The organism is Jannaschia helgolandensis (genome assembly GCF_900109285.1).
Classification (GTDB): Bacteria; Pseudomonadota; Alphaproteobacteria; order Rhodobacterales; family Rhodobacteraceae; genus Jannaschia; species Jannaschia helgolandensis.
Window position 1 is genome coordinate 676,318 of record NZ_FNZQ01000001.1, and the last position, 16,602, is coordinate 692,919.

Sequence of the window (16,602 nt, forward strand, 5' to 3'; positions counted from 1 at the left end):
CACTGTGTCGGTTCGCGGTCTAGCCGGCGGCGCGAGAAGCCCGCTTGCGCTCGTGCGGGTCGAGAAAACGCTTGCGCATACGGATCGCGCTGGGCGTCACTTCGACAAGTTCATCGTTGTCGATATAGGCGATGGCCTGCTCCAGCGAGAGGGTGATCGGCGTGGTCAGGCGCACCGCTTCGTCGGTGCCGGACGCGCGCACGTTGGTCAGCTGCTTGCCCTTGAGCGGGTTGATTTCCAGATCGTTTTCACGCGAATGTTCGCCCAGGATCATGCCCTGATAGACCTGCTCCTGCGCGCCGATGAAGAACTTGCCGCGATCTTCCAGTTTCCAAAGCGCATAGGCCACGGACACACCCGATTCCATCGAGATCAGAACGCCTGCGCGACGGCCCGGAATCGGACCCTTGAACGGCGCCCATTCGTGGAACACGCGGTTCATCACGCCGGTGCCGCGCGTGTCCGTCAGGAACTCACCGTGGTAACCGATCAATCCGCGCGACGGCACATAGGCGATGATGCGGGTCTTGCCCGCGCCCGCAGGCTTCATCTCGGCCAGGTCGCCCTTGCGCGTGCTGGTCAGCTTTTCGATTACCACGCCGGAATAATCATCGTCGACGTCGATGGTGACCTCCTCGATCGGTTCGTGCTGGACGCCATCGATGTCCTGAAACAGGACCTGCGGGCGACTGATCGACAGCTCGAACCCTTCGCGGCGCATGTTCTCGATCAATACGCCCATCTGCAATTCGCCACGACCGGCAACCTCGAAAGCTTCGCCGCCGGGGGTGTCGGTCACCTTGATGGCGACGTTGGTCTCGGCTTCCTTCATCAGACGCTCGCGGATGACGCGGGACTGCACCTTCTTGCCATCCCGGCCGGCCAGCGGGCTGTCGTTGATGCCGAAGGTCACGGTGATGGTCGGCGGATCGATCGGTTGCGCCGGAATCGCTTCGGTCACGGAGGTGTCGCAGATCGTGTCGGCCACGGTGGCTTTGGCCATGCCCGCGATGGTCACGATGTCACCGGCCTCGGCCAGATCAATGGGCTGCTGGGACAGGCCGCGGAAGGCGAGGATCTTGGTCGCGCGGAACTGCTCGATCTTCTCGCCGTCGCGCGACAGGGCCTGAACCGTCTGACCAGCCTTCAGCGTGCCCGATTCGACCCGGCCCGTCAGGATGCGACCGATGAAGGGATCGGCCCCCAGTGTCGTTGCCAGCATGCGGAACGGCTTGTCACGGTCGGCGATCTGCTTGGGGGCGGGGACGTGCTTGACCACCAGATCGAACAGCGCATCGAGGTTTTCGCGCGGGCCATCCAGTTCGGTATCGGCCCAGCCATTGCGGCCCGACGCATAGAGGACAGGGAAGTCCAGCTGATCGTCGTCGGCGCCAAGGTTGGCGAACAGGTCGAAACATTCGTCCAGCGCACGGTCCGGCTCCGCATCTGGCTTATCGACCTTGTTCAGCACGACAATCGGCCGCAAGCCCAGTGCCAGTGCCTTGGAGGTCACGAACTTCGTCTGCGGCATCGGTCCTTCGGCGGCGTCCACCAGAAGGACCACACCGTCGACCATCGACAGGATGCGTTCGACTTCGCCGCCGAAATCAGCGTGGCCAGGCGTGTCGACGATATTGATGCGGATACCCTTCCATTCGACCGACGTGGCCTTGGCAAGGATAGTAATGCCGCGCTCGCGTTCCAGATCGTTGCTGTCCATGGCCCGTTCGGTCGTGGCCTGGTTTTCACGATAGGTGCCGGATTGCTTGAGCAGTTCGTCAACCAGCGTTGTTTTGCCGTGGTCGACGTGCGCGATAATCGCAATGTTGCGAAGGTCCATGAAACTCGTGCCTCGAATAGGGGGTTGCGGGCGCGTTACCGCCAATCGAAGGGGAAGGCCAGCGTTTATGCTGCGGTGCAGCCTTCTGCCCCACTTCCGCCGCCTGCGTCGCTGTGATTACGTCACGCCTATGTTGCGCGCCCTTTTGATCCTTTCCGCTCTTTCCGTGTCCGCTCGGGCCGAGGGGTTTCCGCCTCCGGTGACAGACGATGCCTATCGCGCGACCGACCCGGCCAAGGTTGCGCTGGGGCGGTTGCTGTTCTGGGACCCGGTCCTGTCGGGCAACCGCAACATAAGCTGCGGCACCTGCCACCAACCGCAGTTCGGCACCGGCGATGGTCTCAGCCTGGGTCTGGGAGAAGGTGGCATCGGGCTGGGAACGGCCCGTGTGCCCGATCCGGCGAACCCACCCGAACAGCGTATCCCCCGAAATGCGCCGGGCCTGTGGAACCTTGGTGCGAAGGAATTCACCGCACTGTTTCACGATGGGCGGATCGAAGACCGGGACGGTGTGTTGCGCACTCCGATGGGGCCGGAAATGGTCGAAGGGTTCGACACGTTACTGTCGGCGCAGACCATGTTCCCGGTGCTATCGGGTGACGAGATGGCCGGGCACTACTCGGAGAACGAGGTCGCGCAGGCGGTGCGGCAGGGCCTGATCACAGGGTCTGACGGGGCGTGGGAAAAGCTTTCGGCGCGGGTCCGTGCAATCCCCGAATACCTTACGATGTGGGAGACGGCGTTTCCGGGCGACGATACACTGGATTTCACCGACATATCGGATGCGATCGGACAATTCGTCGAGTTTGAATGGCGCAGCGACACGGCCCCTTTCGACCTGTGGTTGCGGGGCGAGGACGATCTGTCGGCCCGCGCGTTACAGGGGGCGGAGCTGTTCTATTTCACCCAAGGCTGCGCATCCTGTCACAGCGGCCCGTTCCAGACCGACCAGGATTTTCATGTAACCGGGCAGCCGCAGCTTGGGCCGGGCAAACGCGCGCGGTTCGAACGGCACGCCCGCGACGAAGGCCGTGCCCGCGTGACCGGCGACGCGGCCGACCGTTTTGCCTTTCGCACGCCGTCCTTGCGCAATGTGACCGAGACCGGCCCCTGGGGTCATGCCGGGGCCTATGCAGATCTGCGCGATTTCATCGCTGCCCATGCCGCACCCCGCGCCGCATTGTCGGAATATGCCCGCGACGTGACATTGCCCGACGCCGGGCCGGAGATCGCCGCGACCGACTGGACGTTCATGGACGATGCGGCGGAGGTAACGGCGCTCGCCACTGCCGTTCGCGGCCCTGACAGGGTGCTTACGGAAACGGAGGTCACGGCCCTGATGGCCTTCCTGGAAACGCTGCGGGACGAGACCGCCCTGGCCGGCCGGCTCGGTATACCCGAAACCGTGCCATCGGGTCTTCCGGTGGATCGGCCCTAGCGGATCAACCGGACCGGACCGGGTGTAACGGTCACCCAGTCGCTCACGTCCCCGTCGGGCCAAATCACCCGTGCTTCCGCCGAATCCGCATCCCCGATCCCGAAGTGCAGCGGCAGGACCGATCCCCCTGCGTGACCGCCGCCGACCGTCAGTTCCTGCGTCTGGACGGTCGTGCCCGTCCGCACTTCGACCCAGGCGCCGACACCTGCGCGGTTCCCTCCGGGCTGCTCCAGCGTGATCGATAGGGCATTCCCCGCATCCGACACGTTCCTCCAGACTTCCAACGGCGCGCGCCGGTTGACCACCGCCAGATCCAGCCGCCCGTCGCCATCCAGATCGGCCAGCACCGCACCGCGACCCCGATAGGTCGATGCGACCCCGGCGGCCTCGGACACTTCCCGGAATCGTCCGTCCTCGTTCAGCAGCAGGTTATTCGGGTCCTCGATCGCCATGTCCGGCATCTGATCGACGTTACCCTTGGCGATGAAAAGGTCCGCATCGCCGTCATTGTCCACATCGCCCCAGGCCGCGTGCCACCCGGTCGAGGGTCGCCCGTCATCGCCGACATGCGGCCGCTGCGCGAAGGTGCCGATATCGAAGGGTGCCATCGTCAGACCGGTGGCCGTGGACAGCATCGTCAACTGATCGCCCATCGAGGTCAGCATCAGATCGGGCCGCCCGTCGCCGGTGATATCACGGGACGCGATGCCCATGCCCCAGATTGATGGCCCGTCGAAACCGTCATCCGGTCCCAGGAACCTCCCGTCGGTCAGCGACCACATCTGCTCCGTCCCGCCCGAGACATAATAGTGCCGGTCGTTCGACAGCCGCAGGGTTGCTGCGCCATCGCGGTTTTCGTCCGAGAACAAGACCGACAATGCACAGAACCCCGGCGTCAGCACTGTCGCCAGATAGCCCTGCCTCTGGGGGCGCAGCAGAAGGTTGTCGTCGCAGGCGCGAAACGGACCATCGGGGTCGTCGCGATCGACGTAATTCCCGAAGGCAAGCGTCGGGCGGTCGCGCCCCGCCTCCCACGTGGCCGAAAAGGCCGTCGTCCATCTGTCGCCCCCTGGCACGCCGAAATCGTGGACCGCAAAGCCGCAGGCGCCGTCGCCTTTCAAGGTCACGTTTTCGCCGACGCGCAGAATGACGAGATCGTCCACCGCGTCGCCGTCCAGATCCAGTGCATAGACCCCGCTGGCCCCGGTGATCGCCGGAAACGCCCCGGCCTCGAACACCATATCGCCCCGGTTGTGCAACAGCATTACAGGATTGGCGCCACCCGCCGCGACCAGTTCGGGCAGGGCATCGCCGTCGCAATCGAGGGCCGCGATGCCGCCACCTACGAAATGTTCCCATCCGCCGTCATAGACATGGGACGGTATGGTCACCGGCTCGAACCGCGGCTCGGCGACGACTGGCGTGGCCAGAAGCAACAGCAGCCATTTCATCCCATCAGCCTCGGGGTCAGGTCCGACAGGGCGAGGGCGGCGGCTCCGCGCGCCCAGACCAGATCGTCCCAGGCGTTCACTTCGATGGGCGGCGGCGTGTTCAGCGTCAGACCCGAGACCTCGGCCAGCATTTCCTCGGCATAAAGATAGTCATAGCGCATCCGGCTGCCCGACAGGATGATGCGGCGTGGGTCGAACAGGTTGGCGACATTCGCCAGCCCGAGCGCCAGATACCGACCGGCGCGATCAAAAATTGCGCGCGCGGCCTCGTTCCCGTCCTTGGCCTGATTGTAGAGGGCTTCCAGCACTTCACCCCGCGGCGGCAGCGCGCCGTCCAGCGCGATCGGCGCCTCGCGGACCAGCGCGAAATCGGCAACATAGGCTTCCAGGCAGCCCCGTTGTCCGCACCGACACAACGCGCCGTCCAGCTGCACCTTGGTATGGCCCAACTCCATCCCGAACCCGTGCGCGCCGCGGTAAGGCGCATGGTCCACGACCAGCCCCAGACCGACGCCGTATTCGATGGTGACGACCGCGAAATCCGACAGCGACCTGCCTTTGCCGAACCACAGCTCGGCCATGGTCAGCAGGTTGGCGTCATTGTCGACCGACACCGGCAGGCCCAGACGATCCGAGACGGCGCGGGCCAGATCGACGTTGCGCGCATCAAGGATCGGGGACCAGCGCAACAGGCCGGAGGCGTGTTCGACCATGCCCGGCAAGCCCAGGCCTACACCCAGAACGGGTGGCGCATCGGGACCTGCGCTGTCCAGCAACCGGGCATAAAGGACGGATAGCTCGTCCAGAAGGCTTTTGATCGAGCGGACATCGGCGGCGCGGGGAAGCGTCGCCTGGGCAACGGGCTGCCCTGCCAGATCGACCAGAATCGCGGAATATTCATGGTCGCTGATCTTCAGGCCCGCGACCAGGCCCCGCTCCGGGTTCACACCCAAAGTGACAGGGGGTCGTCCGCGCCCGACATGCTGTGTCTCGTCCTCCAGTTCACGCAGAAGATCGGCGGCCAACAGGTCCGATACCAGCGGCGTGACCGATCCGGGCGAGACTTCGAGTTCCTTGGCCAGAACCGCCCGGCTGATTCGCCCAGCCGAACGGACCTGCTCGTAAATCTGCTGCCGCAGGGACAGCGTGCCTTGCTGGCGCGCGCCGCGAAGGGGGCCGCATCCGGGCGCGTCGGCCCCGGCAAGCTGAGTTGCAGCGGCCCCCTGCGTCAGCCGCTTCGTGCGCTGTGGGGCGTCAAGTCCCATTAGTTCGACCCCACAATATAAAATCCTACACATGCCCGGACTGCAGGCAGTGGATCGGCGTCAAGGCGCGTTGCGCAGGGGTTTAGTGAACGATTGTTCCACCGCGACGTCAAATTAATTTTGACAATCGAATATAAACTTGGTTCCTTGGTCCAATCAGGCTCCGCCAATGTACGGGGCCGGTGATCCATTGGGAGGATACCATGAAGACTCTACTGACGGCGGCTGCGGTCGCCTCGATGACATTTGCTGGCACCGCTGCCTTTGCGGACGCCCATGCGCCCGTCGTCGGCGTAAGCTGGTCCAATTTTCAGGAAGAACGCTGGAAAACCGACGAAGCAGCCATCAAGGCCGCGCTGGACGCTGCTGGCGCGACCTATATTTCGGCTGACGCGCAATCGTCCTCGTCCAAGCAGTTGTCGGACGTCGAATCACTGATCTCTCAGGGCGCCGACGCGCTTATTATCCTGGCGCAGGACAGCCAGGCTATCGGTCCGGCAATTACCGCCGCGTCGAACGAAGGCATCCCGGTCGTCGGGTATGACCGCCTGATCGAAGATCCCTATGCGTTCTATCTGACGTTCGACAACGTCGAAGTCGGCCGCATGCAGGCCCGCGCCGTTCTGGAGGCCGCACCCGAGGGCAACTACGTCATGATCAAGGGCTCCGGCACCGATCCCAACGCGGATTTCCTGCGCGGCGGTCAGCAGGAAATCCTGCAGGAGGCCATCGATTCCGGCAAGATCACCATCGTGGGCGAGGCCTATACCGATGGCTGGCTGCCTGCGAATGCCCAGCGCAACATGGAGCAGATCCTGACCGCCAACGACAACAAGGTCGATGCCGTCGTGGCATCCAATGATGGCACCGCCGGTGGCGTTGTCGCGGCGCTGACCGCGCAGGGCATGGAGGGCATTCCGGTGTCCGGTCAGGATGGCGATCACGCCGCGCTGAACCGCGTCGCCAACGGCACGCAGACCGTGTCCGTCTGGAAGGACGCGCGCGAGCTGGGCAAAACCGCCGCTGAAATCGCCGTGGCTCTGGCCGGTGGCGCAGCGCCTGCCGATGTTGAGGGTGCCGAGTCCTGGACGTCGCCCGCCGGCACCGAACTGACCGCCATCTTCCTGGCCCCCGTGCCGGTGACCAAGGACAATCTGTCCGTGGTGACGGACGCCGGCTGGATCGAGGTCGATGCGCTGTGCCAGGGCGTCACAGGTGGTTCGGCCCCCTGCAACTGATCCGGGTCGACTGATCCGACAGACGGCTCGTCCCTCCGGGGGCGGGCCCACCAGACAGAAGCGTTTCCCGAGACCCCCGCGCCATTCCCGCGCGGACGCGGATCGGACCCACGCCGCGACCGGAGGCCCCATGACTGATGTAACCACCCCAGCCGCAAGACCCCGTAGGGGCTGGAAGGCGCTGGACCTCGATACCCGCCTGCTGGGCATGATCGGGGCCTTCATCGTGATCGCCATCGCCTTCGACATCGCGTCGGGTGGTCGGTTCATCACTCCGCGCAACCTGTTCAACCTGACGATCCAGACCGCCAGTGTCGCCATCATGGCCACCGGCATGGTGTTCATCATCGTCACCCGCCACATCGACCTGTCGGTCGGGTCGGTCCTCGCCACGACCTCCGCCGTGATGGCGATGACGCAGACGTCGCTGATGCCAGACGTGCTCGGCCTCGGCCTCGGCCATCCGCTGACGGCCTGGGTCGCGATCCTGTTCGGCATCGTGACCGGCGCGGCGATCGGCGCGTTCCATGGCTATCTGGTCGGCTATCTGGCCATCCCGGCATTCATCGTGACGCTGGGGGGCCTTCTGGTCTGGCGCAACGTGGCCTGGTACCTGACCAGCGGTCAAACCATCGGCCCGCTGGACGAGACATTCCAGTTGTTTGGCGGCATCAACGGCACGCTGGGCGTCACGGGCAGCTGGATTTTGGGACTGGCGGCATCTGTGATCACGCTCTGGGCGCTGTTCGCCGCCAGACGCAATAAGATTAGTCACGAATTCCCGGTCAAACCGATGTGGGCCGAAGTCACCGTCGCGGCCATCGCCATCGGCGCGATCCTGGGTTTCGTCGCCCTGCTGAATGCCTATTCCGTCCCGTCCCGAGTGTTGCAGCGTAACTTCGCGGCGCGCGGCGAGGTGATGCCCGAGGGGTTCACCCAGGGTTACGGTGTGCCGATCTCCATCGTCCTGCTGATCGTCGTGGCCATCGTGATGACGGTGATCGCCAAGCGAACGCGGTTCGGGCGATATATCTTCGCCACCGGGGGCAACCCCGATGCGGCGGAGCTGTCGGGCATCAACACGCGGATGCTGACGGTCAAGATCTTCGCCCTGATGGGTGTGCTGTGTGCCATTTCGGCGGTCGTGGCGTCGGCCCGTCTGGCCAACCATTCGAACGACATCGGTATCCTTGACGAACTTCGCGTCATCGCCGCCGCCGTCATCGGGGGCACCGCGCTCAAGGGCGGCATCGGCACGATCCATGGGGCCATCATCGGCGCGCTGATCATGCAGTCGCTGCAATCGGGCATGGCGATGGTCGGCGTCGATGCGCCGCTGCAGAACATCGTGGTGGGTGGCGTTCTTGTCCTCGCCGTCTGGATCGACATCGTTTACCGCAAGCGTACGGGGGCAAAAGACTGATGGACCGCACCGGAACCCCGCTTGTCGAACTCAAGAATATCTCGATCTCCTTCGGCGGCGTGCGTGCCGTCGACGATGTGTCGCTGGACCTTTATCCGGGCGAAGTCGTCGGCCTTCTGGGCCACAACGGCGCGGGCAAGTCGACGCTGATCAAGATCCTGTCCGGTGCCTATCAGCGCGACTCCGGCACGATCCGCATCGACGGGAAGGACGCCGATATTCGCAGCCCGGCCGATGCGCGGCGCTATAATATCGAGACGATTTACCAGACGCTTGCCCTTGCCGATAACCTCGACGCGCCCGCGAACCTGTTTCTGGGGCGTGAGTTGACGACGCCGTTCGGTCTGGTGGACGATGCAAGGATGGAGGCCGAGACGCGCAAGATCATGGCGCGCCTCAACCCCAACTTTCGCAAGATTAACGACCCGGTGTCGGCCCTGTCAGGCGGTCAACGCCAATCCGTCGCCATCGCGCGCGCGGTGTATTTCAACGCCAAGATCCTGATCATGGACGAACCGACTGCGGCGCTGGGCGTGCACGAGACCAAGATGGTCGCCGACCTGATCCAGGAGCTGAAGGCCCAGGGCCTCGGCATCTTCCTGATCAGCCACGACACCCGAGAAATGATGGATCTGTGCGACCGGGTGTCGGTCATGAAGAACGGTCAGCTGATCGGGACAGAACGGGTCGAAGACGTGACCGAAGACGACATCCTGTCGATGATCATCATGGGCAAGAACCCCAAAGCAGCGGCCTGATGTTCATCGGATTGGACCTTGGCACATCGTCGCTCAAGGCCATCCTGATCGACGAAAACGACCGGGTTCTGGCCGAACACTCCGTTCGCCTGTCGGTACAGAGACCCCACGACGGTTGGTCCGAACAACATCCCGATAGCTGGTGCGACGCCGCGCGCGATGCCCTGAGGGGACTGGCGGCGGCCCATGATTGCAGTGGTCTGCAGGGCATCGGCCTGGCCGGGCACATGCACGGCGCGACCTTTGTGGATGCCAAGGGACATGCCTTGCGGCCCTGCATGCTGTGGAACGACACGCGCGCGCATACTCAGGCCGCCACGATGGACGCGGACCCGCAATTCCGCGCCATTACCGGCAATATCGTCTTTCCCGGCTTCACCGCGCCCAAGGTCGAATGGGTTCGCAGGAACGAGCCGCAGATCTTCGCCAAGACCGCCAAAATCCTGCTGCCCAAGGATTTTCTGCGTCTTTACCTGACCGGCGAATATGTGTCCGAAATGTCGGACGCAGCCGGGACCGCATGGCTCGATACCGGCGCGCGCGACTGGTCGGATGACCTGCTGTCCGCCTGTCACCTGACCCGCGATCACATGCCGTCTCTCGTCGAAGGCTCTGACGTCAGCGGGTATCTGCGCCGCGACCTTGCCGCCGACATTGGCCTGCCCGCTGTGCCGGTCGCGGGCGGCGCGGGCGACAATGCCGCCGCCGCCATCGGCGCGGGCGTCGTGCAGGACGGCAGTGCCTTCCTGTCGCTGGGCACATCGGGCGTGCTGTTCGCCGCGACCGATGGCTATCGCCCCGATCCGGCCACGGCCGTCCACAGTTTCTGCCACGCCGTTCCCGGCACCTGGCATCAGATGGGTGTCATCCTGGCCGCGACGGATGCGCTGGAATGGCTGGCGCGCCTGACCGGGCAGTCCGCCGCCCATCTGACAACCGATCTGGAGCCATTGCGCGCGCCCGGCAAACCGCTGTTTCTGCCGTATCTGGGGGGCGAACGGACGCCGCATAACGACGCCGCGATCCGGGGGCAGTTCCTGCATCTGGACCACGCGACCGATGCGCGCGCCGCTGTCCGTGCCGTAATGGAAGGCGTGGCCTATGCCTTTGCCGACAGCCGCGATGCGCTGGCCGCGACCGGCACGACCATCGAGCGCGCGCTGGCGATGGGCGGCGGGTCGCGGTCGGAGTACTGGCTGAAGGTGCTGGCCACGACGCTGGGGTTTCCACTGGACGTCCCCCTTGCCGGAGAGTTCGGTGCCGCCCTGGGCGCCGCACGTCTGGGCCGGATGGCGGCCACGGGTGCGGGTGCTGAAATCGCAATCCCGCCTGCAATCGCACGCAGCGTCGATCCGGACCCGGCGTTGACCGAGGCCTATGCGGTAAAGCACCGCCAATACGTCAGAGCTTATGGTGTCCTAAAGGATCTCTGATGCCGCGAGGGTTCAGGCCGTGGCACGACCGCTTTTGAAGCGGCGCATCAGCCCAAGACCGCCCAACGCCCCCAGCAACAGGAAGCCCGGAGCCGGTAGAGGGACGACGGCGACGGCGGCGGTGCCATTGACCACCAGCTGCGCCGAATAAAGCCGGAAATTGTCAGTGCCCTGTGTACCGATCTCGTCGAAAGTGAAGCCCAGCGACAGGTTCGACAATGCGGCAGAGAACGCGTCGTTGGTCAGGCTGTCGGTTGCCACGCTTAGCGTCCATGTCTGGGGTGAGGCGCTGTCGAAAAGGATTCCGTTATAGTCGCTGTTGATGTTGCCCGGTTGCGACCCGAGGATGTTCACCTGCCAGATCTCGGCCGAGTTTCTGGCCGGACCGGCGCTGTCATAGGTCAGGGTCAGGGCGATGCTGTCGATCACGGCACCGACCAGATTCGAAAAGTTGAACGAAGCGTAGAACAGGTCCGCGACCGGGCGATTTTCCTGCACGCGCACGAATTGCCCGCCCAGCCGGTCGGCCCCCTGCGGATTGATCCGGCCCTGGCTGCGACCGTAATCCTGCAGATACGTTCCGATGACCGCCGCGGAAACAGGGGCGCTCATCATCAAAGCGAGCAGCGTCAGGACGATGCGGAAAAGCTGTTTCATTGTCCTGCTATCGTTGACAATCTGGACCAAAGAAAGGCGGGCGCACACCGGCTCCGGGTATTTTCGCCCGGATCACACCGAGGCGGGGGTTCGCGATTTGCGGCGCATCAGACCCAGGCCGCCCAGGGCAGCCAGCAACAGAAAGCCAGGCGCAGGCAGCGGCACGACGGCACTGGCCGCCGTCCCGTTTACCGTCAGCGAGACGCTGGCAAGGTCGAAGGCTGCTACGCCGTTGAAGATGCCGTTCTCTGCAAACGAAAAGCTCAGCCCCAGGTTGGCCAGCGCGGCGTTGAAAACATCGGCCTCGTCGCCGGTCGATCCACTGACGACGAACCCGGTTGCAGGCGAATTGTCGTCAACCAGAGTGCCCAGAAGGAAAGAACTCGTATCCAGAGGATTTGTCGTGCCGACCGAGGCGTTCCATTGCTCGATCGGGAACAATCCGAAAAAGCTCGTCGGCCCTGCTCCACTGAATGCGAAGGTCAACTCGAAGGAATCGATTGTCGCGCCTGAAAGCCCGCCGAACTCGAAGCTGTCGGTGAAGATCGTACCGTTGTCGACGATCTGGACGCCCGCCGCACTTTGCGCGAAGCCCTGACCGTCCCGGTTGCCTGTCGAGGTATAATCGTAAGTGTACGACCCGATGACGGCCGCAATTGCGGGGCCAGAGAGAAAAACAGCCGAGAGCGCGGCCAGAATGGGGGGCATGTGTTTCATATGCCCGGTCTGCCGGGCGATCTGGACCAGAATAGGGCGATACAGGATTAAAATTTCGTCAAATGACGGCGTCTTCGGGGAAGGGCACCCCGGCCGCAATGCGATCCGGGCCGAACGGCGCAAGGTCCAGGCTGACATATCGCCCATGAACGATCCGTTCGGCCAGCCCGCGCCCGAGAGCAGGGGATTGCTGCAATCCGTGGCCGGAAAATCCGTTCAGGACGAAAAATCCGGGCAAATCAGAATGATGCCCGACGATGGCATTCCGGTCGAAGACGTTCAGATCGTAGTGTCCGACCCAGCTTTGCTTGACGCGGATCTCCTCGAAGGCGGGAATGCGGGTTGCCAGCGCGGGCCAGACCTTGTCTTCCCACATTGCCCAGTCGCCTGCGAAATCCTCCGGGTCGACCGCCGGATCCACATCGGGCGTAGCCCCTGCCATATAGGTCGCGCCGTCCGTGCGCACATGCACGCCCGACGGATCGATGGTCAGAGGCAGATCCTTTTCCAGCGGTCGCGCCGCCTCGAATATCCAAGTGTAGCGCTTGCGGGCCTCGACCGGCAGGTCCAGCCCGGCCATGCGGGCGACCTGTGCGCCGCGTGTCCCGGCGACGTTCACGACGATATCCGCGCCCAGCACCGCGCCTGACGCCAGCGTCACACCCCGGATGCGGCCACCGATGGTGTCGATTTCCGTCACCTCATCCGCCAGATATGTAACACCCCGGCCCTGAGCGATGCGCCGCCACCAGTCGAACATCGTGGTGCCGTCGAAATAGCCTTCGTCCTCGGTTCCGTGCGACCCCAGCACAATCCCGTCCAGATCGTAGAACGGCCATTTCGCTGCCATCTCTCCCGGTGTCATCAGCCGCGTCGCAGACCCGGCGGCAATCTGCACGGCATGCGCACGGGTCAGGCGGTCGGCCTCCGCTGCATTACCTGCCAGATAAAGGTATCCAAAGGGGTGGAAGTGGATCGGTGCCACGCGCGGATCGTCCATGCGCGACTGGAACGTCTTGATGAAGTCCACGCCGAACCGGCTGATGGCGACGTTCAGCGGATTACCGAACTGCTGCCGGATGCAGCTGTTGGTAAAGGCGGTGCCGCTGGCGGCGTAACTTGGATCACGTTCGACCACAGTGATCGCCGAGGCAGGGTGACCCAGCTCGGTCAGCCACCACGCAAGCGAAGAGCCCATGATGGCCCCGCCCACGATTACAATTCTGTCGGCCATCGTGCATTCCCCGTTTGCACAAATGCTACAGCTTGTGCCCGCCCGCACAAGACGGCATCGCATCCGGTATGACCAGGAACATGGCAACATTGGCGGGCTTCGGTGCTGTCGTGCTGTGGGCAACGCTGGCGCTGTTCACCACGCTATCGGGTGCAGTGCCGCCGCTGCAACTGCTGGCAATGTCTTTCGCCATCGGTGGTACGCTGGGTCTGATCGCGGGCGCGCGCCGCCGGGGATGGCGCAGTTGGCGACAACCCTGGCCGGTCTGGGCGTTGGGGGTCGGCGGGTTGTTCGGCTATCACCTGCTCTATGTTCTGGCGCTGCGCTGGGCCCCTGCCGTTCAGGCCAGCCTGATTGCCTATCTGTGGCCGCTGATGATTGTTCTGCTGGCTTCGCTGGGGACCGGCCTGCGGGCGCATCATCTGATCGGTGCGTTGATAGGGCTGGCGGGAGCGGCTCTGATCGTGACGGGCGGACAGGGTATCGCGCTGTCGGGCGAATATGCGATCGGATATGCCACCGCGCTGGTCGCCGCGGTCTTCTGGGCCGGTTATTCCGTTCTGTCGCGCCGCTTCGCACAGGTCCCGACCGATGCGGTCACGGGGTTCTGTCTGGCGACGGCGGCCCTGGCGACCGTGGCGCATCTGGCGCTGGAACAGACCGTCTGGCCCAGCGGGACCGAGTGGATGGCCGTGGTCGGGCTGGGGACCGGACCCGTCGGCCTGGCGTTTTTCCTCTGGGACATCGGTGTGAAGCGCGGCGATCTGCCGGTGCTGGGTGCGGCCAGCTATGCCGCCCCTCTCTTGTCGACTATCGTCCTGATCGCAGCCGGACAGGCAGAGGCGACATGGCTGATCGGTCTGGCGAGCGTCCTGATCACAGGCGGCGCGATATTGGCGGCACGTGACATGTTATTTCGCCGAAGCTAAGCCCTGCGATCCCTCTGAGTGGGTCAGCGAAACGAAGACGTCTTCCAGATCGGCTTCCTCGGTGCGCACATCCCGGATCGAGATGCCTGCTTCACGGATGAAGCTCAGCAACTGTTCGGCCGAGGTCTTGGCCCGCGCATAGCTGAAGGCCAGTGACCCGTCGGCACGCCGTTCCAGATCAACCCCTGCGGGCAGGTCAAGGTCGCCGGGTGGCGTTTCGGGCGTGATGACCATGGTCTTGGCATCCAGCCGGCTCAAAAGGTTCACGGTCTTGTCGCGGATGACCAGTTCGCCATTCGCGACGATGGCGATTTCGTCGCACATTTCCTGCGCTTCTTCGAGATAATGCGTGGTCAGGATGATCGTTGTGCCGCGTTCCTGATTCAGGCGCCGGACATTGCGCCAAAGCATCTGTCGCAGCTCGATATCCACGCCCGCCGTCGGTTCGTCGAGCACAAGGACCTGCGGATGATGCACCAGCGCCTTGGCCAGCAGAAGCCGCCGCCGCATGCCTCCGGACAGGGTTCGCGCGTAGGCATTCGCCTGTTCAGAAAGCCCGACAAGTTCAAGAATTTCAGACGTTCTTCGCTGCGATTTCGGCACACCATACAGACCGGCCTGAACCTCCAGCGCGTCGGCGGGAGAGAAGAAAGGATCAAGGTTCAACTCCTGCGGCATCACGCCGATGGCGGCGCGCGACTGGCGCGGGTTCACATCCTGATCGAAGCCCCAGATACGCACCTTGCCTGCCGTTTTTCGAACCAAGCCGGCCATGATGTTGATCGTCGTGGACTTGCCCGCGCCATTCGGTCCCAGAAGGCCGAAGATGCTACCGGTCGGGATGGTCAGGTCCAGACCTTTCAACGCCTCCTTCGGGGGGGATTTCCCGTCGCCCGCGTAAACCTTGCGCAATCCTTCGATCTCGATGGCGTTGGTCATGATGCCTCCGGCTGGGTATCTGTCGTTCGGGACGTAGAAGACGGATCCCCGCAAGGCAACTGCTGGCTCTGCCTCGGACCTGTGCGCGTTTGTCGATCTGTGCAGGTCGCTTGCAAGGTGCCCGACCGATACGCCATAACAACGCAACTGACTTTATGCCCCCAGCGACAGCCCCGAGGCCAAGATATGCCGACTGCCAATCCCAATCCGCACCACGCCGTCAAAGGCGATGCGCCCGAAACCGAGATCGTTCACACCGCCCGTGTCGCCTGCGATGGCGGGGCGGGGGGGCATCCGCTGGTGTGGCTGTCGATCGATCCGGTGCTGGGGTGGGTTGAATGTGGCTATTGCGACAAGCGGTTCGTGCTGGAGGGCGACGACGGCCACTGAAAGGCGCGCGCCGGGTGCCGATCGTGCCGGGATCGCCTGTCGTTGCCGTTTGGGGCCATGTCCTGAACCGTGACCGGGGTCAGGCAGTTCGGATCGCGACGCGCGCACCCGTGACGTTCACGTGAAGTTACGGAACGGCATCCGTGTTGTTACCTGACTATAAACAATTGGGCGCTATACTCGGCGTATGACACGTTCCGACACCATCCCCACGATGTGCCGACCCTATGATCGGGCCGAGCGTCTCAGCGACGCCGTGGTCCATCTGGCCGGGCTCGCGCTGGCCGTCGTAGCAGTGCCCGTGCTGATCACGATGACCGCCATACTGCGGGGCGATGCCATGGGGATCGCTGCTGTCTCCGTCTATGGTGCCACGTTGATCGGGATGCTGTCGGCTTCGCTGGCCTACAATCATGTGCCGGTGCCGGAATGGAATGACCGTCTGCGACGGCTGGACCTGTCTGCGATCTATCTCAAGATCGCTGGGACAGTGACACCGTTCGCCCTGTTGTCGGGCACAGGATCGACGTTTCTGATCGCGATGTGGACGGCCGCCATCGTCGCTACGGCGACGGCCTTCCTGCGACGGCGGCGGTCGACCGTCCTGTCGGTAGGCATCGGACTGGCGATGGGTTGGGCCGTACTGATCGGCGGCGGCGAGGTAATCGCCACGACATCCTGGCCTGTGTTCGGGCTGATGCTGGCGGGGGGCGTCCTGTATTCGCTGGGCACTCCGTTTCTGATGCTGGAAAAGATGCGCTTTCACAATGCGATCTGGCACGGATTTGTTGTAGCCGCGTCGGTTGTCTATTTCGTCGCGATCATGTGGCATATGGTCGGCACGCGGATCGCCTGAAAAACCGCGGGCGTTTCCGACAACGTTCCCGAAG

15 protein-coding genes are annotated in these 16,602 nt (G+C 63.9%); 8 read left to right on the forward strand and 7 right to left on the reverse strand.

The features are described 5' to 3' along the window. Positions 1-19: 19 nt before the first annotated feature. Positions 20-1,840: a translational GTPase TypA gene (gene typA / locus BMY38_RS03255; protein ID WP_092759709.1), complete on the reverse strand. Its 1,821-nt coding sequence runs from the start codon at positions 1,838-1,840 to the stop codon at positions 20-22. A gap of 199 nt (positions 1,841-2,039) precedes the next feature. On the opposite strand from typA, the gene BMY38_RS03260 reads away from it, so the two are divergent. Beyond that, positions 2,040-3,278, forward strand: a complete 1,239-nt coding sequence (locus BMY38_RS03260; RefSeq protein WP_245737482.1) for a cytochrome-c peroxidase — start codon at positions 2,040-2,042, stop codon at positions 3,276-3,278. Here BMY38_RS03260 and BMY38_RS03265 read toward each other — a convergent pair. Continuing rightward, positions 3,275-4,729 (reverse strand): CRTAC1 family protein, encoded by a 1,455-nt coding sequence (locus BMY38_RS03265; protein WP_092759711.1) that lies wholly within the window; start codon positions 4,727-4,729, stop codon positions 3,275-3,277. The genes BMY38_RS03260 and BMY38_RS03265 overlap by 4 nt on opposite strands. Then, positions 4,726-5,994, reverse strand: a complete 1,269-nt coding sequence (locus tag BMY38_RS03270) for an ROK family transcriptional regulator (RefSeq protein ID WP_092759713.1) — start codon at positions 5,992-5,994, stop codon at positions 4,726-4,728. Before BMY38_RS03270 ends, BMY38_RS03265 begins: the two co-directional genes overlap by 4 nt. A gap of 203 nt (positions 5,995-6,197) precedes the next feature. Here BMY38_RS03270 and xylF point away from each other — a divergent pair, with 203 nt between their 5' ends. The 4 genes from xylF to xylB all read left to right on the forward strand — a co-directional run bounded on the left by xylF (position 6,198) and on the right by xylB (position 10,846). Then, the gene (gene xylF / locus BMY38_RS03275) at positions 6,198-7,232 is read left to right on the forward strand and encodes a D-xylose ABC transporter substrate-binding protein (RefSeq protein ID WP_175495752.1); all 1,035 of its coding nucleotides are present in this window, start codon (positions 6,198-6,200) and stop codon (positions 7,230-7,232) included. A gap of 130 nt (positions 7,233-7,362) precedes the next feature. Continuing rightward, positions 7,363-8,655 carry a sugar ABC transporter permease gene (locus BMY38_RS03280; RefSeq protein WP_092759715.1) on the forward strand — a complete coding sequence of 431 codons (1,293 nt, stop codon included), beginning with the start codon at positions 7,363-7,365 and terminating at the stop codon, positions 8,653-8,655. Then, positions 8,655-9,413, forward strand: coding sequence for an ATP-binding cassette domain-containing protein (locus BMY38_RS03285; protein ID WP_092759717.1), 759 nt, complete (start codon positions 8,655-8,657; stop codon positions 9,411-9,413). The genes BMY38_RS03280 and BMY38_RS03285 overlap by 1 nt, the downstream gene beginning before the upstream one ends. After that, positions 9,413-10,846 (forward strand): xylulokinase, encoded by a 1,434-nt coding sequence (gene xylB, locus BMY38_RS03290; protein WP_175495753.1) that lies wholly within the window; start codon positions 9,413-9,415, stop codon positions 10,844-10,846. The genes BMY38_RS03285 and xylB overlap by 1 nt, the downstream gene beginning before the upstream one ends. A 12-nt stretch (positions 10,847-10,858) precedes the next feature. Here xylB and BMY38_RS03295 read toward each other — a convergent pair whose 3' ends face one another. The 3 genes from BMY38_RS03295 to BMY38_RS03305 all read right to left on the reverse strand — a co-directional run bounded on the left by BMY38_RS03295 (position 10,859) and on the right by BMY38_RS03305 (position 13,454). Beyond that, entirely contained in the window at positions 10,859-11,503 is a 645-nt protein-coding gene (locus BMY38_RS03295) for a VPLPA-CTERM sorting domain-containing protein (protein ID WP_092759719.1), read from the reverse strand. A 72-nt stretch (positions 11,504-11,575) separates the two neighbouring features. Then, on the reverse strand, positions 11,576-12,220 hold the full coding sequence (locus BMY38_RS03300; protein WP_245737483.1) for a VPLPA-CTERM sorting domain-containing protein: 645 nt from the start codon (positions 12,218-12,220) through the stop codon (positions 11,576-11,578). 58 nt (positions 12,221-12,278) lie between these two features. Next, on the reverse strand, positions 12,279-13,454 hold the full coding sequence (locus BMY38_RS03305) for an NAD(P)/FAD-dependent oxidoreductase (RefSeq protein WP_092759723.1): 1,176 nt from the start codon (positions 13,452-13,454) through the stop codon (positions 12,279-12,281). 80 nt (positions 13,455-13,534) lie between these two features. Here BMY38_RS03305 and yddG point away from each other — a divergent pair, with 80 nt between their 5' ends. Beyond that, positions 13,535-14,383 carry an aromatic amino acid exporter YddG gene (gene yddG, locus BMY38_RS03310; RefSeq protein WP_342707733.1) on the forward strand — a complete coding sequence of 283 codons (849 nt, stop codon included), beginning with the start codon at positions 13,535-13,537 and terminating at the stop codon, positions 14,381-14,383. Here the strand turns inward: yddG and BMY38_RS03315 are convergent. Then, positions 14,366-15,322, reverse strand: a complete 957-nt coding sequence (locus tag BMY38_RS03315; RefSeq protein WP_092759727.1) for an ABC transporter ATP-binding protein — start codon at positions 15,320-15,322, stop codon at positions 14,366-14,368. The two genes, yddG and BMY38_RS03315, sit on opposite strands and share 18 nt — an antisense overlap. Positions 15,323-15,508: 186 nt before the next feature. Between BMY38_RS03315 and BMY38_RS03320 the strand changes: the two genes are divergently transcribed. After that, a complete protein-coding gene (locus BMY38_RS03320; protein WP_092759729.1) occupies positions 15,509-15,712 on the forward strand; it encodes a zinc-finger domain-containing protein in 204 nt (67 codons plus the stop codon). A gap of 187 nt (positions 15,713-15,899) precedes the next feature. Continuing rightward, complete coding sequence (gene trhA, locus BMY38_RS03325) at positions 15,900-16,568, forward strand: PAQR family membrane homeostasis protein TrhA (RefSeq protein ID WP_092759731.1); 669 nt, start codon at positions 15,900-15,902, stop codon at positions 16,566-16,568. The last annotated feature ends 34 nt before the right edge of the window (positions 16,569-16,602 follow it).